We start from the raw sequence: 23,808 nt of genomic DNA, 5'->3' as shown, positions 1-23,808 counted from the left end.
CGACGGCGTACCGGCCGCGGTGCGTGAGAGACACCACCGTGGGGCAGTACTCAACGCCCTGCGGCCGCCTGCCCGTTCGGTGGCGCGGGGCCAGGTGGGGAAGGCCTCCGCACGGCTGCCCGCCGGTGCCTTCAGCGGGGGCCCGCCGAAGGGGAGGACGCAGACGGCGAGCCGTCCCCCTGCGAGCTCGCACACCCGCACGCCAGGTCCTCGGCTCCGGCGGGGCCCCGCGCTCACGGGCTCATCCGGCCTTGGCCGGCTCGGGCTTGGGCAGCTTGGCGATCAGGCCGGCCGACACCAGGAACACGACGACCATGACCACCAGGCCGATCGAGAAGCCGTTGGCGAGCTGCTCGGTGGTCGCCTCCTCCAGGGAGTCCCCGGGGACCGCGGCCAGCATGGCCAGGCCGATCACCGCGATGCCGACGGCACCGCCGATCTGCTGGCCCGTGGACAGCAGCCCCGAGGCGGCCCCGGCCTGGGAGGAACGGATGCCGGCCAGCACGGTCGACAGCAGCGGCGCCAGTACGAGACCGAGGCCGCAGCCCGTGACGAACAGCGGCGGGATGATCCACAGCGACAGCGTCCAGTCGTGGACCAGCAGCACCGGAATGATCATGAGGGCGCTGCCGGCGGCGGACGCCAGCGCTCCGTACAGGGCGACCCTGCGGCCTCCGTGCCGCGCGATCAGGCCCTTGGACCGGGTCGAGGTGAGGAAGGAGCCGACGGAGTACGTCACCATGGTCAGCCCCGTGTACAGCGCGGACTCCCCGATCCCGTACTGCAGCAGGTAGGAGAAGTAGAGGAAGAACGAGTACAGGGCGCTGAAGAAGACGAAGTACAGCGTCACGCCCAGCCGGAAGACACGGTCCCGCCACAGCTCCGGCGGCAGCAGGGGCGTTCCCCCGCGGCCCGCGATCCGGCCCTGCTGGACCAGGAAGGCCCAGCCCAGCGGCACGGTCGCGGCGAGGAGCACCCAGGCCCACGCCGGCCAGCCGTGGTCCTGTCCCACGGTCAGCGGCGTCATCAGCGCCACGAGCAGCGCGCTGAGCAGGACGATGCTCGAGACGCTGACCCGGCCGGCGTCGGCGTTGCGGGCGACCGGTACCAGCTTCGGGGCGAGCAGCAGAGCGACCAGCCCGACCGGCACGTTGATCAGGAACACCGCACGCCAGCTCGTTCCCGCGATGTCCAGAGCGACCAGCAGACCGGAGAGGGTGGGCCCGACGATCGTGGCCATGCTGATCACGGCGCCCAGCGCGGCGAATCCGCCCGGCCGCCGCTCCGGTGTCAGTACGGTCTGGATCGTGGCGATCACCTGCGGGTACAGCACCCCGGCGCTGAGCCCCTGCACGATGCGCGCACCGATCAGCAGCTCCGGTGAGGGGGCGAGGCCGCAGGCCAGCGAGCTCAGGGTGAACAGGAGCAGGCCGGTCATGAACATCGCCCGGCGTCCGGCGATGTCGCCGAGCCTGCCGCCGGTCACGAGGAGCGTCGCGTAACCGATCTGGTAGCCGGCGACGACGAGCTGGATGTCGGCGAGGTTCGCGCCCAGGTCGTCCTGGATGGCGGGGGCGGCGGTGTTCACGATGGACACGTCGGCCAGCACCATGAAGGCCGCGGTCAGCACGAGAGCCACGGCACGGCTCGCGGACTTGGCCGCGTCTGTTGGCGGTGAGGGCACCGGTGTGGGGGAGGTAACCCTTTCGGACATGGATTCTCCTCGTGGAGCGAATGTGCGTGGAGCGGGAGTGCTCGCGGAGAGCTGTGCGGAGCGGAAGCCCCTGAGGGACCGCGGGTGGTCGGGCTGTTACACGGGCGTCCCCGCCCTTCGCCCCTCGTCCTCGGCGAGGATCTGCGCGGCCCGGTCGCGCAGCTGACGCCGCAGCAGCTTGCCCGCCGGGTTGCGCGGAATGCGCTCGACGGTCAGGAAGCGGCTGGGCCGCTTGTAGCTGGCGAGTTCGCGCACGGCCAGGTCGAGGAGCTCCCGCTCGTCGTAGGCCTCCGGATCGGCCGGCTGCACGAACGCCCAGGGGGTGTGCCCCCAGGCCTCGGAGGGAGCGGCAACCACGGCGACGTCGGCGACGTTCGGTGACGTCCGCAGGACGCGCTCGATCTCGGCCGGGTAGACCGGCCCCGGGGTGGCGCGAGGGCGTGGCGGGGCCGTCGGAGCGGCTGGTGATGACGGGACCGCCCGCCTCCGTGAGCCCGTAGACGTTCAGCAGCAGGCGCCCCGGTTTCTCGACCGCCTGGTGGTGCAGTTCCCTGTCGGCCCGCCCGTGACCGACGATGGCGGTGGGCGGGGAACCGCTGTCCAGGAGGGGTGGCGCTGGTGCGGCTTTGGGCTGCGAGACCCATTCGCTTCGCATAGGAACGTATGCCTCCCCCGACGCCGAAGACGGCCGGCAGCGCGTCGCAGAGGACCGGACACGCCGCAAGATCGCTGAAACCATAAGGCGGGTCGAGAGGTACCCGTCCATGCCTCATAGGAGGTACGGGGGGCGCCTCCGAGGAGGAGGAAAGGGCAGGCAGCAGCGACCGCCGGCTCGGGCTTCGCCCGGGGCGCGGGTCATGGAGTTCTCGGGAGGGCGGCCGTCACCGCGGCCGCAGGTCCGGACGCGCAGCGATCAGGCCGGGCCGTCGGCGCCCCGGCGTCCTTCGGCCAGCCGTGCGCTGCGGTCGGGGCCGAGTTCGAGCTGGCCCAGGACCGAGGGCGTGGCGATGCTCGGGAAGACATGGCGGAGCAGCACGCTGACGCGCTGCGGAAGGTCGCTGTAGTCGCTCACGGCATGGGACATGGCCTGTATCCCGGCGAAGGCTCCGACCAGGAGCTGTCCCACCTCGTCGATGTCGACGTGGGGCAGGACCTCGCCCCGTTCCTGGGCCAGTTGCAGCACCTGCCGGTTCTGCCGGCTCCAGGTGTGGAAGGACAGGTGGTGGTTCAGCTGCACGGCGTGCTGCTGGAGCGTGAGGTGGACCCCGGCCCGGACCAGGGGGTCGGTCTGCAGGAGGCGGGCGAGCAGCAGGCCGCTGTCGGCCAGCTCCTGGAGCTTGATGCGATGCGACGGCACGGCGATGTCGGTCTGTGCGTCCAGGATGGCCTGGGCGAGCTCTTCCTTGGACTTGAAGTGAAAGTAGAGCGACCCCTTGGTGAGGCCGACCAGGGTGAGGATCTCGGTGATCGTCGCGGCTTGGTAGCCCTGTTGTTCAAAGACCGTGGCCGCGGCTTCCAGGATCTTCCGACGGGTGCGAATCGCACGTTCCTGGATCGCCATCCGCTTTGCGCCCCAACCTTGAGAGAAAAACCGGCACACCAGTATGTTACCAGCGCCGCACCGCAGAACCGCTGGCTCCGTCCACGCCGAAACACGAAAGGGCACGAAAGGGCACCTGGGCGGGAACGGTGCAGCATCCGACGGCTTGTCCCGAACGGTCGATCGAACCGAGTATGACCCCTGCACCCTGAGGCCCGGCAGCCCAAAAGAGGCCTCACGGTATTTTTACGAGGTTACAACCCTCCCGGACAGCCCGACACCTGGACGCGTACACCCCTAATAGGCCCATTTGAGACACAGGAGTCACGGGTGAGCGAACCATGCGACCTGCGACTTTGAGGCTTCAGCCGAGAGCGATTGAAAACCGCTGAGTAGGTATGTTTTTATGGGCGCGTTCTTGCGGGTCGGGGAATGTGCTCTCTCAGAGGCGACATCGGCGGTCTTCGCGCGTCTCCCTGTCCCACATGTGCGACGGACCCGACACCCTGCGATGACGTGTCACTGTCCGAGAGCGCCAGGGCGCGACATGCCGCGAGCGAGGGGGCAACTCGCGTGCGCATGAACGCTTGGCACAGATGGGGGGACTCCTTGCGATGATCGACGCCTGGTTCGACTACAGCTCTCCGCTCAGCATGCTGACCCGGCACCTCCTGAGCGCGACGCTCGCGAACTCCGGGACACGGGTCCGGTGGCATCCCGCCGACAGCGGGGACGAGGCCTTGGATCCCGTCTGGTTCACGCAGGCCTGGCACCGCAGCGTGCGGCCACTGGCCGAACGGCTGGGCGTGCGGGTGAACGCGGTGCCACCTCGGCCGACCTCCGCCCGGCTCGCCCTTCAGGGCTATCAGTACGCGCTGGACCAAGGCCTCGCGGAGGCCTACAGCGATCAGGTCTTCCACGCCTACTTCGTGCAGCGTGCGGAAATCGGTGAGCCACAGGTACTCGGGGTGGCGGCCCACAGGGCCGGCCTCGATCCGGAACGTTTTCGCTCCGCCGCCACCTCGGCACACTACGCCGAACGGCACCGCGCGGCGGTCACCCAGTCACCGACGGTCCAGATGACGCCGACCGTGATGTGCGGCGGTTACCGGATAGAGGGCGTCCCCAACGACGCCCAACTGGCGAAGCTGGTAGCCGCGTCCGCGACGTCGCGGGCGAGCGTGGATTTTCCCCAGGCGGCAGCCGATCGGACCGCGGACACGCGGTCCCGAAAGGCAGGCCCGGCGTGGTGCGCCGCCGTCGGGGCAGTCGGGGCAGTCGGGGCAGTCGGGGCAGTCGACGGCGACATTCCCGAGTTCATCGGACGCGGCGACCGCACTCTCGGCAAGCCGGTCGAGCAGTCAGGCGTGTGCGGGGCCAACTGAGGTCCGCTTCCCGTCCCTGACGGGGCTGAGCCAGGACCTCACCGGCGCCCTGGCCTCCACGGCCGGAGCCCGGCAGGGCTGAGTGCCACTGCTGGGTCCCGCCTGCCGTCGACCGCCGCGGCCGGACACACCGCGGTGCACCCCGTGCCGCAACCCCGCTCACCGAAGCCGGCCTCTCGACCGACCCCGTCCGACACACGGGGCCGCACGGTCCCCGTCGACCACGCTCTGACCACCGACGACCCGCCGTTCTCCGACAGCCCTGTCCGATCCATCGTTCCACTCCCCCGGAGATCCCATGTCTTCTCTGTTCGGCCCACTCTCCGCAGGTGCTCTGTCGCTGCCCAATCGTGTGGTCATGGCGCCCATGACGCGCAACCGAGCGGGTGCCGACGGCGTGCCCGGCCCGCTGATGGCCGAGTACTACGCCCAGCGTGCCTCCGCCGGTCTGATCATCACCGAGGGGGTTCGCGTGAGTGCCGCCGGGCATGGGCCGGTCGGTCAGCCCGGGCTGCACACCCGGGCCCAGATCGAAGGCTGGTCGCGGGTGACCGACGCGGTGCACCGGGCGGGCGGCCGCATCGTGGCGCAACTGACCCACCACGGGCGCATCGCCCATCCCGACCTGTTGCCGGAGGGCGTGCAGCCGGTGGCAGCGTCGGCCGTGACCGCGCAGAGCGAAGCCCGTACCGCGAAAGGACTGGTGCCGACGGTGCGGCCGCGCGCGATGGAGGTCGCGGAGGTCTCCGAAACCCTCACCGACTTCGCGGCGGCCGCCAAGGCGGCGGTCGCCGCGGGCTTCGACGGCGTCGAACTGCAGGGCGGCAACGGGTATCTGATCCATCAGTTCCTCTCGGAGGGCACCAACCTGCGCGACGACGCCTACGGCGGCGACGCAGCCGGCCGGGTCAGGTTCGCGGTCGAGGCCGTCCGTGCGGTGGCCGGTGTGATCGGTGCGGACCGGACGGGTCTGCGGATCTCCCCGGGCACCGGGTACAACGACACGGCCGAGCACGATCCCGCGCTCACCTACGGCTTGCTCGCGAAGGCGCTGGAGCCCGAGAACCTCGCCTATCTGCACGTGGTGGAGGGCCCTAACCAGGCGCTGCCGCGACTGCTGCGGGAACGCTGGACCGGTGTGATCATCAGCAGCCCGTTCACCGGCGACGACCCCACGGACCCCGACACCGCCCGTGACGTGCTCGACTCCGGGCGCGCCGACGCGGTCAGCTTCGCGCGGTACTTCGCCGCCAACCCCGACCTGCCCGAGCGGATCCGCGTCGGCGCTCCGCTCACCGAGCCGGACCCGGACACGTTCCACGACGGGGATGCCGAGGGCTACACCGACTACGCCGTCCACCGCCCCGCAGTCGTCTGACGGCCCGTACACAGGGAGTTCGCCATCATGACCGAGCAGGACGACCAGTACGCCGAGATCGGCGACCGGTACTCCGACTTCAAGGACACGGCCCCGCTGGCCGGTCTCGAGCAGTACAACGTGCTGAAGCACCTGGGCGACCTCACCGGTGCCGGGTCCTCGACCTGGCCTGCGGACACGGCCACTACAGCCGGCTGATCAAGGCCGCCGGAGCCGCCGAGGTGGTGGGCGTCGACCGGTCGCCCGTCATGGTGGAACTGGCGCGCAAGTCGGAGCAGGAGCAGCCGCAGGGCATCACCTATCACGTGGGCGACGCCGCCCGTCTTCCCCGACTCGGCGCCTTCGACCTGGTGAGCGCCGTCTGGCTGCTCAACTACGCCACCACCAAGGACGAGTTGACGGCGATGCTGCGCGGCATCCACGACAACCTGGTGCCGGGCGGCAGGTTCGTGGCCGTCGCCGTCTGGCCGGACTTCGATCCGTCCGGGCCGAAGTGGGACGACTACGGGCTGCGCGTGGTCTCCGAGACTCCGGCCGATGACCGGGGCATCCTCGTCACCGACCTGATCGGCACGGAGACGTCGACCATCACCACCTCGCGCTGGAGCCGCGAGGCGTTCGCCCAGTGCCTGGCCGCGGCCGGCTTCGAGTCGTACAGCTGGCAGGTGCCGGAGGTGCCGGCCGAGTCCGTGGCACGGTTCGGGGACTCCTTCTGGGACAACTACCGCGCCAACCCGGTCCCGGGCTTCCTCATCGGCACCCGCCCCGCGCAGGGGCCGGCCCCGGCCGGCCGGTCGCAGTCCGCTGCCGAGGTGCGCAGGGCGGCCGGGACACTCGCCGACGACCTTGCCGCGGGCCGCTGGTCCCCCGTCACACTCGAGCGGGTCCTCAGCCGGCAGCTGCTGATCTCCGCACCGGGCGACGGGGACCTCACCCCGGCGATCGTACGGAGCGTGTTCTGGGAGGGCTCGGAAGCCTTCCTCAGGGAGAACGACGGCCGGCTGGCAGCGCTGCTCGCCGACCTGCTGCCGGTGCTGGAGGCCGGTGGCGAGGAAGCCGCCGAGACGTCGCGCGCGGTCACGGCGCTGCTGCGCTCGATCCTCTGACAGCCCTCGGGCCGGGCAGCCGCGCGGGGCGCGGTCGCCCGGCCGTACGCCCCGGTGCAGAGGCCATGCGAGGGCAAACCGGTCGACGCCTGCCACACGGCCGCAGCAAGCCCGAGACCGGGCCGCCGCGGCAGAAACTGGGTCGTCAGCATGCTCGGCCTGGGCAAGAACGCCAACCTCCCCGCAGTCGGCGCCGGGCATGGCCGCACCGCGACCACGGTCAGTCTGGGCTCGGCCGTCCCGCCCGCCGAGAGAATGCGGCCGTCGAGAACCGGCTCAACCTCCTGCACGCTGCCATCGACCCGTACTCCAACGGCGCACCTACGTGCACTTCCCCGACATCGAGCTCACCGACTACGCGCACGCCTGCTGCGGCACCAACCTGACACGGCTGAGCGAGATCAAGCGGAAGTACGACCCGCACCGCTTCTTCACCTTCCCGCACGCCCGATGATCGTCGAGACAGAGCCGCCGCAGCCGCAGCGGGCTGCTTGATCACGAGTCCGCGACCACCGGTGGCGCTGCCGCACTGCGGGCCGACCGGCAGCGGCCGCTGCTGCTACGGGATCGCTGCTCCTGTTCATCGGCCCCGGATGCCTGTGGAGCAGCGGTCGCCGCCGCCTTCACCGGCCTCGTCCGGAACCTGCCGGTCTCAGACCGCGGGCGCGACCAGGCGAGCGACGAGATTCCGCCAGCCGGCCCCCACCCGTTCCGGCGAGAGACCGCGGTGGTGGACCAGGTACGAGTACAGCGCGACGTCGAGATAGCTGAGAAGCGTTTCGGCGAGCAGTTCCGTGTCGGCGCCGGGGACGGCCTCGTCGAGCAGCGCGAGGAGCTGTTCGCGCTTGAACTGCTGCGGGGACGCACCGTGGCACAGCAGGGGGTCAGGCTGCGCGGCCAGGTACAGCTCCCCGTGGCTGTCCCAATGGTCGAAGGCGGCAAGCCCCAGGGCTTCGATCCGCTCGACGGCGGGCGCGCCGGGACCGAGCGGCGGCGGGCCTTCGCGGAACGACCGCTGGAAGGTCTCTTCTCTCTCTTCGAGCAGCGCCATGATCAGGCCGGAGCGGTTGCCGAAACGGCGGAAGACGGTGCCTTTGCCGACCTGCGCCCGGGTGGCGACCGCCTCCATGGTCAGGGCGCCCACTCCGCCCTCGGCCACCAGCTCGGAAGCGGCCTGGAGGAGCTTGGCCCTGTTGCGGACGGCGTCGGCGCGTACCGACTCCCGTCGGTCGGCCGAGCACGCGCCGCCGAGAAGCGCGTCGGTGGCCGTAGGGTCACGGAGAACGGCTGGTTCGGGGGCGCAGGGCGGCCCCGGTAAGGAACGTGTCATGGAACCTCACCTTATTGAAGGCCCCGATCTCGGGTGCCGCGTGGCGAGACCGTGGGGCATCGCCTGACACCGAGCCGGCCGGCGGCGCCGCGGCCGCCCCGGTCACCCCGCGTGCGGACGGCCGCTCCACCCCTGTGACCTGCGCCTTCTCCGAGAGGAACGATCGCTGCCACGTCCGCGTCTCACATACCGTCCGCACGGACGTGCCACACTGCCGGATTCCAGCCGACCACAGGGAGCCACCGCCGCACATGGACAGCACCGCAACCGCCTCGCTCGCCTCCCTCTGGGACGAGGTCTCCGGCACCCAGCCCGACCCCGACCTGTGGGTCGTGCTCGCGACCCTGGGGGCCGCGCTCGCCGTGGTGATCCCGCACGGCCTGTGGCGCATCTCCCGCAACGCCATCACCATCGCCCACGAGGGCGGCCACGGGCTCGTGGCCCTGCTCAGCGGCCGCACCCTCACCGGCATACGTCTGCACTCGGACACCAGCGGCCTGACCGTCAGCCGCGGCAAGCCGTACGGCATCGGCATGATCCTCACCGCGGCCTCCGGCTACACGGCCCCTCCCCTGCTGGGCCTCGGCGGCGCGGCCCTGCTGGGCGCCGGCCGCATCACGCTGCTGCTGTGGCTGGCCACGGCCCTGCTGCTGGCCATGCTCGTGATGATCCGCAACGCGTACGGTGCCCTCACCATGATCGTCACCGGCGGCCTGTTCGTCCTGGTGTCCTGGCTGGCCGGCCCACAGGTCCAGGCGGCGTTCGCGTACGTGGTCGTGTGGTTCCTGCTGGTCGGCGGGGTGCGTCCGGCGTTCGAGCTCCAGGCCAAGCGGTCGCGCGGCGGGGCGGGCGACTCGGACGCGGACCAGCTGTCGCGGCTGACGCATGTACCGGCGGGGTTGTGGCTGTTCCTCTTCCACGCGGTGTCGCTGTGCTCGCTGATCGGCGGGGGCAGGTGGCTCCTGGAGATGTGACGCTCGCCTCGCGGAGCCCGAGGCCGGGCCGCATGGCGCGACCGGCCCCCACGGCGCCGCACCCGAGCCACCGCCTCCTTATAAAGTGAAGCCATGGCCCCGAACACCGCAGACACCGCCCTTTGGCCCGCCCCGCACGCGAGCGGAGCCGTCGACGCGACGGTCCACGTGCCCGGGTCCAAGTCGGTCACGAACCGCGCCCTGGTCCTCGCCTCCCTCGCCTCCGAACCGGGCTGGCTGCGCCGCCCCCTGCGCTCCCGCGACACCCTGCTGATGGCCGGCGCACTGCGCGCCATGGGCATCGAGATCGAGGAGGGCGTGGGCCCGGACGGCACGGGCGAGGCCTGGCGGGTACTCCCCACGGGCCTGCGCGGCCCGGCCACGGTCGACGTCGGCAACGCCGGCACGGTGATGCGGTTCCTGCCGCCGGTCGCCGCGCTCGCCGACGGTCCCGTCCGCTTCGACGGCGATCCCCGCTCCTACGAGCGTCCCCTGAACGGAGTCATCGACGCGCTGCGTCTGCTCGGTGCCCGGATCGACGACGACGGCCGTGGCGCGCTGCCGTTGACCGTGCAGGGCAGCGGCGCCCTGGACGGCGGTCCGGTGGAGATCGACGCGTCCTCCTCGTCGCAGTTCGTGAGCGCCCTGCTGCTGTCCGGCCCCCGCTTCAACCAGGGCGTCGAGGTCCGCCACACCGGCGCCACGCTGCCCTCCATGCCGCACATCCGCATGACCGTCGACATGCTGCGCGCGGTCGGCGCCCAGGTGGACACGCCCGAGTCGGGCGGCGAGCCGAACGTCTGGCGGGTCACGCCGGGCGCCCTGCTCGGCCGGGACCTGGTCATCGAGCCGGACCTGTCCAACGCCCAGCCGTTCCTGGCGGCGGCGCTGGTGACCGGCGGCAAGGTCGTCATCCCGGACTGGCCGGCCCGCACCACCCAGCCCGGTGACCGGCTGCGCGAGATCTTCACCGAGATGGGCGGTTCCTGCGAACTGACCGAGTTCGGGCTCGTGTTCAGCGGCTCCGGCTCGGTGCACGGCATCGACGTCGACCTGAGCGAGGTCGGCGAGCTGACGCCGGGCGTCGCGGCGGTCGCGGCCCTCGCGGACTCCCCGTCGACCCTGCGCGGCGTGGCGCACCTGCGGCTGCACGAGACGGACCGCCTGGCCGCGCTGACCAAGGAGATCAACGAACTCGGCGGTGACGTCACGGAGACCGCCGACGGCCTGCACATCCGCCCCCGCCGGCTGCACGGCGGGATCTTCCACACGTACGACGACCACCGCATGGCCACGGCCGGCGCGATCATCGGCCTCGCGGTGGAGGGCGTGCAGATCGAGAACGTGGCGACGACGGCCAAGACCCTGCCCGACTTCCCCGACCTGTGGACCGGGATGCTCGAGGCGTAGGACGCGGGGATCAGGTCATGCGCCGCTACGGCAAGCACACCGACGAGGACGACATCCGCACCCGTCCCGGCCGCCGGAACACCCGGCCCCGGACGAACATCCGGCCCAAGCACGAGGACGCCGCCGAGGGCCTCGTCCTCACCGTCGACCGGGGCCGCCTGACCTGCCTGGTCGAGGACCGCGTGGTCATGGCGATGAAGGCCCGCGAGCTGGGCCGCAAGGCGGCCGTGGTCGGAGACCGGGTGGCCCTCGTGGGCGACCTGTCGGGCAAGAAGGACTCGCTCGCGAGGATCGTCCGCATCCAGGAGCGCACATCCGTGCTCCGCCGCACGGCGGACGACGACGACCCGTACGAGCGTGTGGTCGTCGCCAACGCCGACCAGCTGGCCGTCGTCACCGCCCTGGCCGACCCGGAGCCCCGCCCGCGGCTGATCGACCGCTGTCTGGTCGCGGCCTACGCCGGCGGCCTGGACCCGCTGCTGGTCCTGACCAAGTCGGACCTCGCCCCGCCCGACGAGCTGCTGGAGCTGTACGGCCACCTCGACATCCCCCACGTCGTCACCAGCCGCGAGGAACTGCAGAACGGAACCGCCCTCGCCCGCGTGCGCGAGCAGCTCGACGGCAAGATCACCGCGTTCGTCGGCCACTCCGGGGTCGGCAAGACCACCCTGGTCAACTCGCTGGTGCCGGAAGATCAGCGGCGTACGACCGGGCATGTGAACGCGGTGACGGGCCGCGGACGCCACACCACCACCTCGGCGCTGGCGCTGCCGCTGTCGGGCAGTGACGGCTGGGTGATCGACACGCCGGGCCTGCGGTCCTTCGGCCTGCACCACGTGGACCCGTCCCAGGTCATCCACGCCTTCCCCGACCTGGAACCGGGCACCGAGGGGTGCCCGCGCGCCTGCAGCCACGACGAGCCCGACTGCGCGCTGGACGCGTGGGTGGCCGAGGGGCACGCGGATCCGGCGCGGCTGTACTCGCTGCGGCGGCTGCTGGCCACGCGGGAGCGCAAGGAAGGCGACTGACCTCCGCGTTGTTTGTCATGGCGTGCGGACGGTAAGTGCATAATCGCACCAAGCCGGATGCAAGACCGACCAGACGCCGAAGAATCTGGCGAAATGCTCGAACTGACTAAGCGGTCGCTGAACGTGGGATACGGGAGGAACGACTCATGGCGTGGCTGCTGGTCATTGTGGCGGGGTTGCTGGAGACCGGCTTCGCCGTGTGCCTGAAGTTGTCCCACGGTTTCACCCGGCTCTGGCCGACGGTCGCGTTCTGCATCTTCGCCCTCGGCAGCTTCGGTCTTCTGACCCTGGCGCTGAAGAAACTCGACGTGGGCCCCGCCTACGCCGTGTGGACCGGCATCGGCGCGGCGGGCACGGCGATCTACGGCATGGTGTTCCTGGGCGACCTGGTGTCGACGCTGAAGATCGTGTCGATCAGCCTCGTCATCATCGGCGTGATCGGGCTTCAGTTGTCGGGCTCGGCGCACTGACGTCCCGTCATCCGGCCTGCCGCTGAAGTGCGCTGCGGACGAGCTCGGCGACGCCGCCCTCGCCCGGGGGCGCCGCCACGTAGGACAGGGCGAGCCGGACGGCGAGTTCACAGGAGCGGACCAGGTCGGCGGTGTCGGACTTGGGTGTGCCGGGTCCCGCCAGCGCGGTGACGGCACGGTCGCGGACGAGGGCGACGAAGTCGCCGGGCGAGGGCAGCGGGCCGTCGGCACGGCGCTGGGCCGGTACGGCGGAGGTGGAGCGCACGGCCGACAGGGCCGGGGACGGCAGGCGTTCGCTCCAGCAGCCGGTGAGCATGGCACGGACGAGGGCGTTCTCCCGGGCCGCCGACGTGACCCATTCGGCGGTGGCGGTGAGCCGCTCACGCGGGTCGCTGTGCCCGGTGAGCGCGCGGTCCACCCCGGCGAGGTACCCGTCGGCCTCGCGCCTCACGAGCGCACGGGCGAGCCCGTCCTTGCTGCCGAACTCGTTGTACAGCGTCTGCCGGGACACTCCCGCAGCCGCGGCCACGTCCACCATCCGCACGGCGGACCACGGCCGACGCGCCAGCGCCGCGTAGGCGGCGTCCAGTAGAGATTCCCGCGCTGCAGGCATCATCGCCTCCCCTTGGGGCGAGCGGCTCTGCGCCCAGATTTGACGCGCCCGCAACCACTGTCAAGGGCCCGCGGGCGCACACGGGGGCGCCTTTGAGCCGACCTGCGCGGCCGCGACCCACCCACCTGCGGCAGTCGTGCCGCTAGGGGCGGCACCCGCCCCACCGAGGCGGCACCCCGCCACACCGGGCTGCACAACACCCCGCCCCCGACCGCACTGCGGGCAGTCGTGCCGCTGGGGGCGGCACGGGTGGGCGCAGCGGCACCCCGCAGCGCCGGGCTGCGCAACGCCCCGGCCCCAGCACCAACGCCGCAGGCAGCTCGCAGGGACGCCGAGCCCCCACAACACCCCCACCCCCACCCCCACCCCCAAACCCCCTGTAGCCCCATCCCCACCTCGGCAGATAGGTTCGTTATATGCCCGACTACCTCGACGACCTGCGTCTCGCCCACGTCCTCGCCGACGCCGCCGACGCCGCGACGACGGACCGGTTCAAGGCCCTCGACCTCAAGGTCGAGACCAAACCGGACATGACCCCGGTGAGCGAAGCGGACAAGGCCGCCGAAGAACTCATCCGCGGCCAACTCGCCCGCGCCCGCCCCCGCGACGCGATCCTCGGCGAGGAGTACGGCGTCGAGGGCACCGGCCCCCGCCGCTGGGTGATCGACCCCATCGACGGCACCAAGAACTACGTGCGCGGCGTCCCCGTCTGGGCCACCCTCATCTCCCTGATGGAAGCCGGAGAGGGCGGCTTCCAGCCCGTCGTCGGCGTCGTCTCCGCCCCCGCCCTCGGCCGCCGCTGGTGGGCCGCGAAGGGCTACGGCGCGTTCTCGGGCCGCAGCCTCACGAAGGCGTCCCGCCTCCAGGTCTCCCGCGTCGGAAAGCTCGCCGACGCCTCCTTCGCGTACTCCTCGCTCAGCGGCTGGGAGGAGCAGGGCCGCCTGGACGGCTTCCTGGACCTCACCCGCGAGGTGTGGCGCACGCGGGCGTACGGCGACTTCTGGCCGTACATGATGGTCGCCGAGGGCGCCGTCGACATGTGCGCCGAGCCGGAGCTGTCGCTCTGGGACATGGCCGCCAACGCGATCATCGTCACCGAGGCCGGCGGCACCTTCACCGGACTCGACTCCCGCCCGGGCCCGCACAGCGGCAACGCGGCCGCGTCGAACGGCCTGCTCCACGACGAGCTGCTGGGCTACCTCAACCAGCGCTACTGAACGACCATCGCCACCGCGCGACCACCACCGCCACCGCGACCACCACCGCCCCCGAGCGACCACGGCTGAGCGCGCCCCCTGTTACCGAGCGCCCCCTTGTTGACCCTCCCTTTGCCTGCCACCCTGAGAGTCCACCCGCTTGTGAACTTGTGAAAACATGAACAAACGGCGGGGACACCCCCAGGAGGCCCATCCATGCTCGTCCGTGACGCCATGAGCACCGTCGTCCTCACCATCGGCCCGGCCCACACACTCCGTCAGGCCGCCGCCCTGATGGCCGCCCGCAAGGTAGGCGCGGCTATCGTCCACGACCCTGACGCCGGCGGCATCGGCATCCTCACCGAACGTGACATCCTCATCTCCGTGGGCCAGGGACAGGACCCGGACACGGAGCTCGTCCACGCCCACACCACCACCGACGTGGTGTTCGCCGCTCCCGCCTGGACCCTGGAGGAGGCGGCCGCCGCCATGGCGCACGGCGGTTTCCGTCATCTCATCGTGCTGGACCGCGACGAGCCGGCCGGCGTCGTCTCGGTCCGCGACATCATCCGCTGCTGGGCCCCGGCACGTCAGCAGGTGCCCGCCTGACAGCCCGAACAGCCCGAACGGCCCGGGCCCCCGACGGAGCCCGGGCCGCCTCCACCGCATCCCAGCCCAGAGTTAGATAGCGTCTAAAGCAAGCAGGGCTCTAACTCCACACCTGTTCGCGACCTGGTCCCTTTTGCTGTTAGGCTGGTAGCCATGAGTGACCTTCTGGAACGGCTGCGCGGACGCGGATGGCGGATGACCGCGCAGCGGCGCGTCGTGGCCGAGGTCCTCGACGGCGAACACGTCCACCTGACGGCCGACGAGGTCCACGCCCGGGCCGTCGCCAAGCTGCCCGAGATCTCCCGGGCGACCGTCTACAACACGCTCGGTGAGCTCGTGTCCCTCGGCGAGGTGCTCGAGGTCTCCACGGACCAGCGCGCCAAGCGGTACGACCCGAACGCCCACCAGCCGCACCACCACCTCGTCTGCGCCCAGTGCGGCGCGATCCGCGACGTGCACCCGGTCGGCAACCCACTGGCGGACCTCCCCGACTCGGAGCGCTTCGGCTTCACGGTCTCCGACGTCGAGGTGACGTACCGCGGCGTCTGCCCGAACTGCGCGGCCACCTAGCCTCCCCGCCTTCTCACGCCAAGCCCCGGCACCGATGAGCGCCGGGGCTTCGCGCTGTCCGCGGACTTCCCGTATCTGACGGTCCGTCATATGGTCAACGGCACCCACCAGTCCGTTCCGCACTCCGCGAGGAGACCGAAGTGGGAGAGCCGTATCCGAAAGTCATCGCCCATGACCTGACGCGCACCTTCGGCCGGGGCCCTCGCGCGGTCGACGCCCTCGGCCCCCTCGACCTGACCGTCGCGCCGGGCGAGTTCGTCTGCCTCGTCGGCCCCTCGGGCTGCGGCAAATCCACCCTGCTGCGCATCGCCGCCGGGCTGCTCCGGCCCAGCACCGGCACGCTGGAGATCCGCACGTCCAGTCCGCGTCCGGCGGCCATGATCTTCCAGGACTACGGCATCTACGACTGGAAGACCGTGCAGGCCAATGTCCGTTTCGGTCTCGACGTCCAGCGCGTCCCACGCCGGGAGGCGAACGCCCGGGCCGCCGACTGGCTGGCCCGCACGGGCCTCGCCGACTTCGCGCACGCCTACCCGGCGGCCCTCTCCGGCGGGATGCGGCAACGCGTCGCCCTCGCCCGCGCCCTGGCGGTCGAGCCCGAATTGCTGCTGATGGACGAGCCCTTCGCCGCCCTGGATGCCCAGCTCCGCACGATCCTCCAGGACGAGCTGCTGGAGATCACCCAGGCGCTGCGCACGACGACCCTGTTCATCACCCACAGCCTGGAGGAGGCGATCGTCCTCGGCGACCGCGTCCTGGTGATGTCCGCCCGCCCGGGCCGGATCATCGCCGAGCACCGCCCGCCCTTCCCGCGCCCGCGCACCGGCGACGTCCGCGCCACCCCCGAGTTCACCGCGCTGAAGAGCGAGCTGTGGGACCTGCTGCGCAAGGAGGCGGTGCCGGCATGACCACGGTCGCTCCCGGGACGAAACCCTCGGTCCTGGTCCGCCGCCCCGGCCCCGGCGAACTGCACCCCGCACGCACCCATCGCCGCCGCCGCGTCCTGGAACTGTCGCTCGCGGCGGCCGTACCCCTCCTTCTGGTGCTGCTCTGGCAGCTGGCGGCGGTCCGGGGCTGGATCGACGACCGCGTCTACCCGGCGCCGTCCACGATCCTCGCCGACGGCTGGGACCGGGCCGCGGCCGGTGATCTGTGGCCGGACGTGTGGGCGACGCTCAGGCGCGTCCTGGCCGGCTACGCCGTCGGCACGGCGGCGGGCTACCTCCTGGGCCTGCTGATGGGTTCGCTGTCGCTGGTCCGGGCCGCCCTGGAACCACTCCTGGACGCCCTGTACGTCGTACCGAAGCTGGCCCTGCTCCCGGTCTTCCTGAACATGTTCGGCCTGGGCGAGGGTCCGCAGGTCGCCCTGGTCGCCGCCACCGTCTTCTTCTTCGTCTGGATCTCCACGATGTCGGCGGTCATGGCGGTCCCCGACGGCCACCGCGACGCCGGGCGGGTCTTCGGCGCCTCCCCGTGGCAGATGTTCCGCCACGTCCTGCTCCCGGCCTCCCTGCCCGCCGTCCTGGTCGGCGCGCGGATCGCGGCGGGCGTGGCGGTCCTGGTCATCGTCGCCTCGGAACAGATCGCCGCGACCGACGGCCTCGGCCACCTGATCTTCGACTCCCGTGCCCTCTTCCAGAACGACGTGATGTTCGTCGGCATCGTCTGCGTCGCCATCCTGGGCGTGCTCTTCTCCGAGCTGGTCCGCTTCACAGGCCGGCTGCTCACCCCGTGGGCCCCGCGCGACCGCGGGCGGGGGCAGTCATGAGGGGACGTACGGGTGCGGTCACGAAGGGACAGGCCTACGGCCTCGCCCTGCTCGCGACCGCGCTGCTGGCCTCGGCGGCCTGCTCGTCGCCGTCCTCCGGGAGCGCAACGCCCAAGGCGGACGCCGCAACGCGCGCCGTCCGCCCCGTCGAGGGCTGCGGCACCGGCTCCTGGACGGACCCCACCGACCTGGCCCCCGACCGCGCCCCCGCCCGCTGCCGCCCCGGCTCCCCGCCGGCCCAGCGGCTCCCCGAGCCCCGCGAGCTGACCATCGCGACGGGCACACTCGGCGCCGAGTACGTGGCACCCCTGCGCGTCGCCCTCGACAAGGGCGAGTTCGCCAAGGAGGGCCTGGACGTCACGCTGAAGGTGCTGCCGACGCCCGAGGCACTCCCGCTCCTGGCGAAGGGCGAGGTCGACGCGCTGTGGGCGGCCCCGGAGGCAGCCGTCATGAACGGCATCCGCGGCGGCTTCACCATCCGCTGGGTCGCGGGGAACTTCTCACCCGACCCGAAGTCCAAGAGCGGCCTGTGGGTCCGCCTGAAGGACGGCGAGACGGCGACCGCTGTCCGGATGGCCGGCCGGAAGCTCGGCACGATGATCGGCAAGGGCTCCGTCATCGCCTACCCCATGGAGCAGGCCCTGGAGCAGCACGGCGGCGGCCTCGACCGGATCCGCTACCAGCAGCTGGGCTCGGCCGACGTCCTCACGGCCCTGGAGAACGGCGGCGTCGACTCCGCGTGGCTGCTCGACCCGGTGTGGCGCCGGGTCGACGGCGAACCCGGCTACGCCTTCCTGGGCGGCCAGCCGCCCGGCGAGCCCCTGGGCGGCATGCTCTACGGCCCGAGCCTGCTGAACGACGACGTGGACGCGGGCGTGGCCCTGCTACGGGCGTACATCCGCACGGTGAACACGTACTTCGCGGCCGACTACAAGAAGGACGAGACCTTCGTCACATACCTGGCGAAGCTCCTGAAGACGGACGAGGCGATCCTGCGCTCGACACCGTCGCTCCGCATGGACTGGGAAATCCGCACCGGCACGACCGACCGCCTCCAGTCCGCCTATCGCGCCCAGGGCGTGGCGGACGGCGATGCGCTCCCCGAGTCGCGGACGGTGACCCGCTCCCTTTACGAGGAGGCGGTAGGCCACCGCCGGTAAACACACCGAGGGCCGGAACCCTTTTCGGATTCCGGCCCTCGGCCTTCAGTAGCGGGGACAGGATTTGAACCTGCGACCTCTGGGTTATGAGCCCAGCGAGCTACCGAGCTGCTCCACCCCGCGTCGGTGAATGCAACGTTACGTCAACGCGCAGGACGGATGCAAATCGCTTACCCAGCTGCGGGCAGTCGTGCCGCTGGGGCGGCACGGGTGGGCGCAGCGGCTCCCCGCTCCGCCGGGCTGCGCACCCACCCGACTCCAGCCACAATGCCGAGCACCCCTGCAGTACACGGCAGGGTCACGCCGACAACTCCTGCCGCAACGCATCTCGCAACCGAGCCGCCCGCTCCGCCACGGACTCCGGCCCCAGGGACACCGCCCGGTCAGCCCACCGCTGCCCCTCCGCCAGCTCCCCCCGACGCGCGTAGACCAGGGCCAGCCGCAACGCCGCCCGCCCGTGCCCGGCGTCAGCCGCCCGCGTCCACCACACCGCCGCCTCGGGCTCACTCCCCTCCCGGGCCAGCAGCAGCCCGAGGTTGAAGGCCCCGTTGCGGGACCCGGCCTCGGCCGCCTCCCGGTACCACCGGGCCGCCTCGACGACGTCCCCCCGGGCGGCGGCGAGCATGCCCACCCGCACCTGCGCCCGCCGGTGCCCCTGGGAGGCCGCCCTCTCGTACCACTCCTCGCACTCGCTCCGCCGGTGCACCGGCTCCCCGAGTTCGTGCGCCGGCTCCGGCGGCCGGCGCGCGTCGAGCACGGTCGCCAGCCGGTACGCGGCCTCGGCGCTGCCGCCCCCGGCCGCGCACCGCAGATGCCGCTCGGCCTCCTGCTCGTCGCCGTCCCGCAGCCGGGCCATGCCGACCTGCAGCGCCGCCTCGGTGTGTCCGGCGGCCGCGGCACGCTCGTACCAGCGCAGCGCGGCCTGCTCCTCGCCCCGGCCGGCGTGCAGGATGCCCAGGTTGAAGGCGGCGTCCACACTCCCGGCCTCCGCCGCCTTGGAGAACCACGGCTCGGCACCCGCCTCGTCCCCGGCCCGCAGCAACAGGATGGCCAGCGCGTTCGCGGCTTCCCGGTGCCCGGCATAGGCCGCGCGCCGGTACCACTGCTCGGCCTGCGCGGTGCGCCCCTGCTCGGCGCAGAGCAGCCCCAGGTTGTAGGCGCCGTTCACGTCGCCCGCGTCCATGGCGGCCCGGTACCAGCGCTCGGCGGTCTGGGTCTCGCCCCGCTCGGCGTGCAGCGCGCCCAGTGCGTTCGCCGCGTTGCCGTCGCCGTCCTGGGCGGCCCGCAGCCACCACACGGCGGCGTTCTCGGTGTCGCCCGCGTCGCGCAGCAGGAAGCCGAGCGCGCAGGCGGCGCGCGCCTCGCCGTCCTTGGCGGACGTCAGGTACCAGCGTCCGGCCTCCTTGAGCTCGCCGCGCTTCTCCAGGATCGTCCCGAGGTGCAGGGCGGCCCGCCGGTGGCCGCGTGCGGCGGCCTGCCGGTACCACTGCTCGACCTCGTCCGGCAGCTGGACACCGTTGTCGCCGTCGGTGTCGCGCGTCGCCTTCCGGTCCAGCGCCCGGGCCAGGCGGTAGGCCGCCTCCCGGTGCCCGCGCTCGGCCGCGACCCGCATCCACTTCTCGGCCCCTGCGTCGCCGCGGTGCTCCAGCAGGTCGGCGAGCGCGTAGGCGCCCAGGGTGTGCCCCTGTTCCGCGGCCTGGCGCAGCCAGTACTCGGCCGCCGGCTCGTCGCCGCGCTCGCGGTGGTGTCGTCCGAGGGCGTGCGCGGCCGCCGCGGATCCGGCGACGGCGGCGATCCGCCACCAGCCGGCGGCCTCGTCGGCGTATCCGCGCTGGTGGAGGAGGACTCCGAGGTTGTTGGCGGCGGCCCGGTCGCCCGCGGCGGTCGCGGCACGCAGATGGGGTTCGGCACCGTCGAGATCACCACGGCGCAGCAGCATGGCCCCGAGGACACTCATCGCCTCGACGTCGCCGGCCTCAGCGGCGAGCCGCTGACGCAGCTCCTCGGCCGCCTCGTCGGCGATCTCCCCGGTCTCGTCCGGGGTGTCGGTGTCCTCCCGGCTGGAAGGCTGCACAAAACGCCCTGTCTCGAACAGAGTTGCCTTGTCCCCCATAACGTCCATCGTCGCACCACCTGCAACCTGGGTACACCTGGTATACCGCAGCCAGTGAGGTCACTACAGCGTTTTGTCGACATGCCCACAGAGAGACAAGTCAAACACAGATCGCCCAACTCCCCACGGCGGCGCGGCCGCAGGCCAGGCCAGCACATGCGTTCACACATCACGAAGGCCCGGATTCCTGTGTGGAATCCGGGCCTTCGTGGTCGCTCCGTCACTCGGACTTCGCGATTTCAGTAGCGGGGACAGGATTTGAACCTGCGACCTCTGGGTTATGAGCCCAGCGAGCTACCGAGCTGCTCCACCCCGCGCCGTTGTGTTCACAACCGTATCACGGCGCGGAGTGGGCATCTGACCAGGCCAGGGCCTAGCTGCTCGGCTTCGGGCTCGGGCTGCCGCTCGGCTTGGCGCTCGGGCTCGCGCTGGGCTTGCTCTCGCCGCCCCCGGCGCCCCCGCGACCGGCCCCGGCCTGCGCGTCCTCGGCCCGCTTCAGAGCGTCCTCGAGGTCCTTCTGCGCCCGGCCGTACGCCTCCCAGTCGTTGTCCTTCAGGGCCTCCTGGCCCGCGTCGAACGCCTTCTGGGCGTCCTCCAGGGCCTGTTGGACCGTCGGGTTGTCGGACGTCGGCGGTGGCGTCGTGGTGTCGTCACCCTCGTCCGGTGGCTCGGGGGCCTGCCCCTCGGTTCCGAAGATCTTGTTGAGGGCCTCGTCGAGCGTGTTCTCGAAGGCGGTCTGGCCTCCGTAGGTGACCAGCACCTTGCGCAGCAGCGGGTACTTCAGTCCACCACCGCGTACGTAGACCGGCTCCACGTAGAGCAGTCCGCCGTCGAGCGGCACCGTCAGCAGGTTGCCGTACTCGACTTCGGAGTCGCCGCCTCTCAGGAGCCTGATCGACTCGGCGATCTCCTCTTGGGAGTTGAACTGGCTCTGGACCTGCTTGGGGCCGTTGACCGTCGTGTTCGTCGGCAGTTTCAGGATTCTGATCCTGCCGTAGTCACTGGCGCCCGCCTCGGCGTCGACCGCCATGAAGGCGCTGAGGTTGTCCCGGCCGTTGGGCGTGAAGGTCGTCGTCAGCGAGAACGACTGTGCCTTCTGGTCGGGCATCTTCATGCTCAGGTAGTACGGCGGCACCGCGTTGCCCGACCGGTTCGTCGGGTCGTCCGGCACCTGCCACACCTCGCTGCCGCTGAGGAACGTCGTCGCGTCCTTCACGTGGTAGCGCGTGAGCAGCTCCCGCTGGACCTTGAACAGGTCCTGCGGGTAGCGCAGGTGGTCCATCAGGTCCTTGGAGATCTCGCCCTTGGGCTTCACCGTGTCCGGGAAGGCCTTCATCCAGGTCTTCAGGACCGGGTCCTTGGTGTCCCACTGGTAGAGCTTGACCTCGCCGGTGTACGCGTCGACGGTCGCCTTCACCGAGTTGCGGATGTAGTTGACCTGGTTCTGCTGGGCCACCACCGCGCGGTTGTCGTTGGTCGCGGTCAGCGAGTCGGCCGTGGTGTCGCCGAGGGTCGTACGCGAGGAGTACGGGTATCCGTTCGTCGTCGTGTACGCGTCGACGATCCACTCGATACGGCCGTTCACCACCGCCGGGTAGGCGTCGCCGTCGATGGTCAGCCAGGGGGCGACCGCCTCGACGCGCTCCTTGGGCGTGCGGTTGTACAGGATCCGCGAACCGTCGCCGATGGCGCCGGAGTACAGGATCTGCGGCTCGCCGAACGCCACCGCGTACGCGGCCCGGTTGACCGGGTTGGAGAGGTTGACCCCGCTGTCGCCCTTGTAGCTGGTGGTCTTCTCGCCGTTGTCGTCGGAGTAGTCGATCTCCTTCTGGGGACCGCCGACGATCGAGTACGTGGTGGTCTTCTCGCCGTAGTAGACCCGCTGTTCGTACGTGCCGAGGTCACCCTCGGAGGGCAGGTCGGACTCCGTGAAGTTCGGCCGGCCCTGGGCGTCGGCGCTGGTGCCCTGGGCGGCGACCACTCCGTAGCCGTGGGTGTAACGGAAGTGGTTGTTGATCCAGTTCTTCTTCGGGATGCCCGCCAGGTTCAGCTCACGCAGGCCGATGACCGTGTCCTGGTCCTTGCCGTCCTTGGTGTACCGGTCGACATCCAGGTTGTTCGGGAACGCGTAGTAGTTCCTGATCTGCTGGAGCTGCTGGAACGTCGGCGAGACGATGTTCGGGTCCATGATCCGGATGCTCGCCGTGGAGCCGACGTCATCGCGGAGCGTGGTCTTGTCCTCGGTCTTGCTCGTGCCCGAGTAGTCGGTGACCTTGGTGCCGTCGATGCCGTAGGCCTTGCGCGTCGCCTCGAGGTTCTTCTCGACGTACGGCGCTTCCTTGGCCTGCTCGTTCGGCTGGACCTGGAACTTCTGCACGATCGCCGGGTAGAGGCCGCCGATGAGGATGGCGGAGAGCACCATCAGGCCGAAGCCGATCACGGGCAGCTGCCAGGTGCGCCGCCACAGGGTGGCGAAGAACAGCAGCGCGCAGATGACGGCGATGCAGAACAGGATCGTCTTGGCCGGCAGGTAGGCGTTGGCGTCGACGTACCTCAGGCCCGTCCAGTTGTCGGTCGCCCTGAAGTCGCTGGACTTCACGGCGAGTCCGTACCGGTCGAGCCAGTAGGCGACCGCCTTGAGGGCCACGAAGACGCCGATGAGCACCGACAGGTGGCCGGTGGCCGCCGCCGTGGCGCGGGCGCCGGGGCTGGTGACGCGCAGGCCGCCGTACAGGTAGTGCGTGAGCGCGGCGGCGATCACGGAAAGGATCGCGGCGGCGAAGCCGAAGCCGAGCAGGAAGCGGTACCAGGGCAGGTCGAAGGCGTAGAAGGAGACGTCCAGCTTGAACTGGGGGTCCTTCTGGCCGAAGGGCACGCCGTTGACCCACATCAGCCACGTCCGCCACTGGCCGGACGCGGAGGCTCCGGCGATCAGGCCCACCAGGGCCGTGATCCCGAGCAGCAGCCACTTCTTGTAGGGCGCGATGCCCATCCGGTAGCGGTCGAGGTTCTGCTGCTCCATGGACATGGCGCTCAGCGGCGGCCGCAGCCGGTGCGCCAGCCAGATGTTGACTCCGACCGCGACGGCCATGAGCAGGCCGAAGACGAAGAAGAGCCCGATCTTGGTCCACAGCGTGGTGGTGAAGACCGACGAGTAGTTCACCGACCGGTACCAGAGCCAGTCCGTCCAAAAGCCCGCGAACATGGTGAACACCATGCCGAGGACGGCCAGGACGCCCAGCGTCATGAGCAGGGTCCGGACACGCCGGGACGGGCGGCCCACTCTGATCCGCGGCCCTGTCGGGCCTCCGCCGCGGTCCGGCATCTGGAAAGCCAAGGTGCGCACCTCGAAGTTCGCTGTTGATTCGTAAGGTCCGCGTCTTCACGGACCGTCCGTGGCCCCCGTGATCGCGGGCCCCCACCTATGCAACTTACTCACCGTTT

The 23,808-nt window shown here is 71.1% G+C and carries 22 protein-coding genes and 2 tRNA genes; 15 read left to right on the top strand and 9 right to left on the bottom strand.

Annotation, left to right across the window (positions count from 1 at the left end; all coding sequences use genetic code 11):
- Nucleotides 1-241: 241 nt before the first annotated feature.
- From ACZ3I3_RS13005 to ACZ3I3_RS12995, 3 genes are all read right to left on the bottom strand, one after another.
- Nucleotides 242-1,714, bottom strand: coding sequence for an MFS transporter (locus ACZ3I3_RS13005; RefSeq protein ID WP_467364517.1), 1,473 nt, complete (start codon nt 1,712-1,714; stop codon nt 242-244).
- Nucleotides 1,715-1,810: 96 nt separating this feature from the next.
- Nucleotides 1,811-2,116 (bottom strand): AMP-binding enzyme, encoded by a 306-nt coding sequence (locus ACZ3I3_RS13000; protein ID WP_467364556.1) that lies wholly within the window; start codon nt 2,114-2,116, stop codon nt 1,811-1,813.
- 511 nt (nt 2,117-2,627) lie between these two features.
- Nucleotides 2,628-3,275 (bottom strand): ScbR family autoregulator-binding transcription factor, encoded by a 648-nt coding sequence (locus ACZ3I3_RS12995; RefSeq protein WP_467364516.1) that lies wholly within the window; start codon nt 3,273-3,275, stop codon nt 2,628-2,630.
- Nucleotides 3,276-3,868: 593 nt separating this feature from the next.
- On the opposite strand from ACZ3I3_RS12995, the gene ACZ3I3_RS12990 reads away from it, so the two are divergent.
- The 5 genes from ACZ3I3_RS12990 (at nt 3,869) to ACZ3I3_RS12970 (ending at nt 7,577) form a co-directional block, all read left to right on the top strand.
- A complete protein-coding gene (locus tag ACZ3I3_RS12990) occupies nt 3,869-4,639 on the top strand; it encodes a DsbA family oxidoreductase (protein ID WP_467364515.1) in 771 nt (256 codons plus the stop codon).
- A gap of 298 nt (nt 4,640-4,937) precedes the next feature.
- Complete coding sequence (locus ACZ3I3_RS12985; protein WP_467364514.1) at nt 4,938-6,017, top strand: alkene reductase; 1,080 nt, start codon at nt 4,938-4,940, stop codon at nt 6,015-6,017.
- A gap of 27 nt (nt 6,018-6,044) precedes the next feature.
- Entirely contained in the window at nt 6,045-6,215 is a 171-nt protein-coding gene (locus ACZ3I3_RS12980) for a hypothetical protein (protein WP_467364513.1), read from the top strand.
- The gene (locus ACZ3I3_RS12975) at nt 6,182-7,123 is read left to right on the top strand and encodes a class I SAM-dependent methyltransferase (RefSeq protein WP_467364555.1); all 942 of its coding nucleotides are present in this window, start codon (nt 6,182-6,184) and stop codon (nt 7,121-7,123) included. Before ACZ3I3_RS12980 ends, ACZ3I3_RS12975 begins: the two co-directional genes overlap by 34 nt.
- A 325-nt stretch (nt 7,124-7,448) precedes the next feature.
- On the top strand, nt 7,449-7,577 hold the full coding sequence (locus tag ACZ3I3_RS12970; protein ID WP_467364512.1) for a BBE domain-containing protein: 129 nt from the start codon (nt 7,449-7,451) through the stop codon (nt 7,575-7,577).
- Nucleotides 7,578-7,775: 198 nt separating this feature from the next.
- Here ACZ3I3_RS12970 and ACZ3I3_RS12965 read toward each other — a convergent pair whose 3' ends face one another.
- Nucleotides 7,776-8,453, bottom strand: coding sequence for a TetR/AcrR family transcriptional regulator (locus tag ACZ3I3_RS12965; protein ID WP_467364511.1), 678 nt, complete (start codon nt 8,451-8,453; stop codon nt 7,776-7,778).
- Between the two features lie 251 nt (nt 8,454-8,704).
- On the opposite strand from ACZ3I3_RS12965, the gene ACZ3I3_RS12960 reads away from it, so the two are divergent.
- The 4 genes from ACZ3I3_RS12960 (at nt 8,705) to ACZ3I3_RS12945 (ending at nt 12,335) form a co-directional block, all read left to right on the top strand.
- Entirely contained in the window at nt 8,705-9,427 is a 723-nt protein-coding gene (locus ACZ3I3_RS12960; protein WP_467364510.1) for a M50 family metallopeptidase, read from the top strand.
- Nucleotides 9,428-9,520: 93 nt separating this feature from the next.
- Nucleotides 9,521-10,837: a 3-phosphoshikimate 1-carboxyvinyltransferase gene (aroA, locus tag ACZ3I3_RS12955; RefSeq protein WP_467364509.1), complete on the top strand. Its 1,317-nt coding sequence runs from the start codon at nt 9,521-9,523 to the stop codon at nt 10,835-10,837.
- 17 nt (nt 10,838-10,854) lie between these two features.
- Nucleotides 10,855-11,865, top strand: a complete 1,011-nt coding sequence (gene rsgA, locus ACZ3I3_RS12950) for a ribosome small subunit-dependent GTPase A (RefSeq protein ID WP_467364508.1) — start codon at nt 10,855-10,857, stop codon at nt 11,863-11,865.
- A gap of 146 nt (nt 11,866-12,011) precedes the next feature.
- Nucleotides 12,012-12,335, top strand: coding sequence for a DMT family transporter (locus ACZ3I3_RS12945; RefSeq protein WP_467364507.1), 324 nt, complete (start codon nt 12,012-12,014; stop codon nt 12,333-12,335).
- A 7-nt stretch (nt 12,336-12,342) separates the two neighbouring features.
- Here the strand turns inward: ACZ3I3_RS12945 and ACZ3I3_RS12940 are convergent, their stop codons facing one another.
- The gene (locus ACZ3I3_RS12940) at nt 12,343-12,951 is read right to left on the bottom strand and encodes a TetR/AcrR family transcriptional regulator (RefSeq protein ID WP_467364506.1); all 609 of its coding nucleotides are present in this window, start codon (nt 12,949-12,951) and stop codon (nt 12,343-12,345) included.
- A 413-nt stretch (nt 12,952-13,364) separates the two neighbouring features.
- Here ACZ3I3_RS12940 and hisN point away from each other — a divergent pair, with 413 nt between their 5' ends.
- The 6 genes from hisN (at nt 13,365) to ACZ3I3_RS12910 (ending at nt 18,251) form a co-directional block, all read left to right on the top strand.
- Nucleotides 13,365-14,165 (top strand): histidinol-phosphatase, encoded by an 801-nt coding sequence (gene hisN, locus ACZ3I3_RS12935; protein WP_399406809.1) that lies wholly within the window; start codon nt 13,365-13,367, stop codon nt 14,163-14,165.
- 195 nt (nt 14,166-14,360) lie between these two features.
- On the top strand, nt 14,361-14,753 hold the full coding sequence (locus tag ACZ3I3_RS12930; RefSeq protein WP_467364505.1) for a CBS domain-containing protein: 393 nt from the start codon (nt 14,361-14,363) through the stop codon (nt 14,751-14,753).
- 153 nt (nt 14,754-14,906) lie between these two features.
- Complete coding sequence (locus ACZ3I3_RS12925; RefSeq protein WP_467364504.1) at nt 14,907-15,323, top strand: Fur family transcriptional regulator; 417 nt, start codon at nt 14,907-14,909, stop codon at nt 15,321-15,323.
- Nucleotides 15,324-15,463: 140 nt separating this feature from the next.
- Nucleotides 15,464-16,231: an ABC transporter ATP-binding protein gene (locus tag ACZ3I3_RS12920; RefSeq protein ID WP_467364503.1), complete on the top strand. Its 768-nt coding sequence runs from the start codon at nt 15,464-15,466 to the stop codon at nt 16,229-16,231.
- Nucleotides 16,228-17,091, top strand: a complete 864-nt coding sequence (locus tag ACZ3I3_RS12915; RefSeq protein WP_467364502.1) for an ABC transporter permease — start codon at nt 16,228-16,230, stop codon at nt 17,089-17,091. The genes ACZ3I3_RS12920 and ACZ3I3_RS12915 overlap by 4 nt, the downstream gene beginning before the upstream one ends.
- The gene (locus tag ACZ3I3_RS12910; protein ID WP_467364501.1) at nt 17,088-18,251 is read left to right on the top strand and encodes an ABC transporter substrate-binding protein; all 1,164 of its coding nucleotides are present in this window, start codon (nt 17,088-17,090) and stop codon (nt 18,249-18,251) included. The genes ACZ3I3_RS12915 and ACZ3I3_RS12910 overlap by 4 nt, the downstream gene beginning before the upstream one ends.
- 49 nt (nt 18,252-18,300) lie before the next feature.
- Here ACZ3I3_RS12910 and ACZ3I3_RS12905 read toward each other — a convergent pair.
- The 4 genes from ACZ3I3_RS12905 to ACZ3I3_RS12890 all read right to left on the bottom strand — a co-directional run bounded on the left by ACZ3I3_RS12905 (nt 18,301) and on the right by ACZ3I3_RS12890 (nt 23,689).
- Nucleotides 18,301-18,374, bottom strand: a tRNA-Met gene (locus tag ACZ3I3_RS12905).
- Nucleotides 18,375-18,549: 175 nt separating this feature from the next.
- On the bottom strand, nt 18,550-20,373 hold the full coding sequence (locus ACZ3I3_RS12900; RefSeq protein ID WP_467364500.1) for a tetratricopeptide repeat protein: 1,824 nt from the start codon (nt 20,371-20,373) through the stop codon (nt 18,550-18,552).
- 234 nt (nt 20,374-20,607) lie between these two features.
- A tRNA-Met gene (locus ACZ3I3_RS12895) sits at nt 20,608-20,681 on the bottom strand.
- 56 nt (nt 20,682-20,737) lie between these two features.
- Nucleotides 20,738-23,689, bottom strand: a complete 2,952-nt coding sequence (locus ACZ3I3_RS12890) for a UPF0182 family membrane protein (protein ID WP_467364554.1) — start codon at nt 23,687-23,689, stop codon at nt 20,738-20,740.
- Nucleotides 23,690-23,808: the final 119 nt, after the last annotated feature.

Source organism: Streptomyces sp. NPDC016851 (assembly GCF_055562795.1).
The sequence above is the reverse complement of the archived record's forward strand: the minus strand, read 5'-3'. Positions and strand labels throughout refer to the sequence as shown.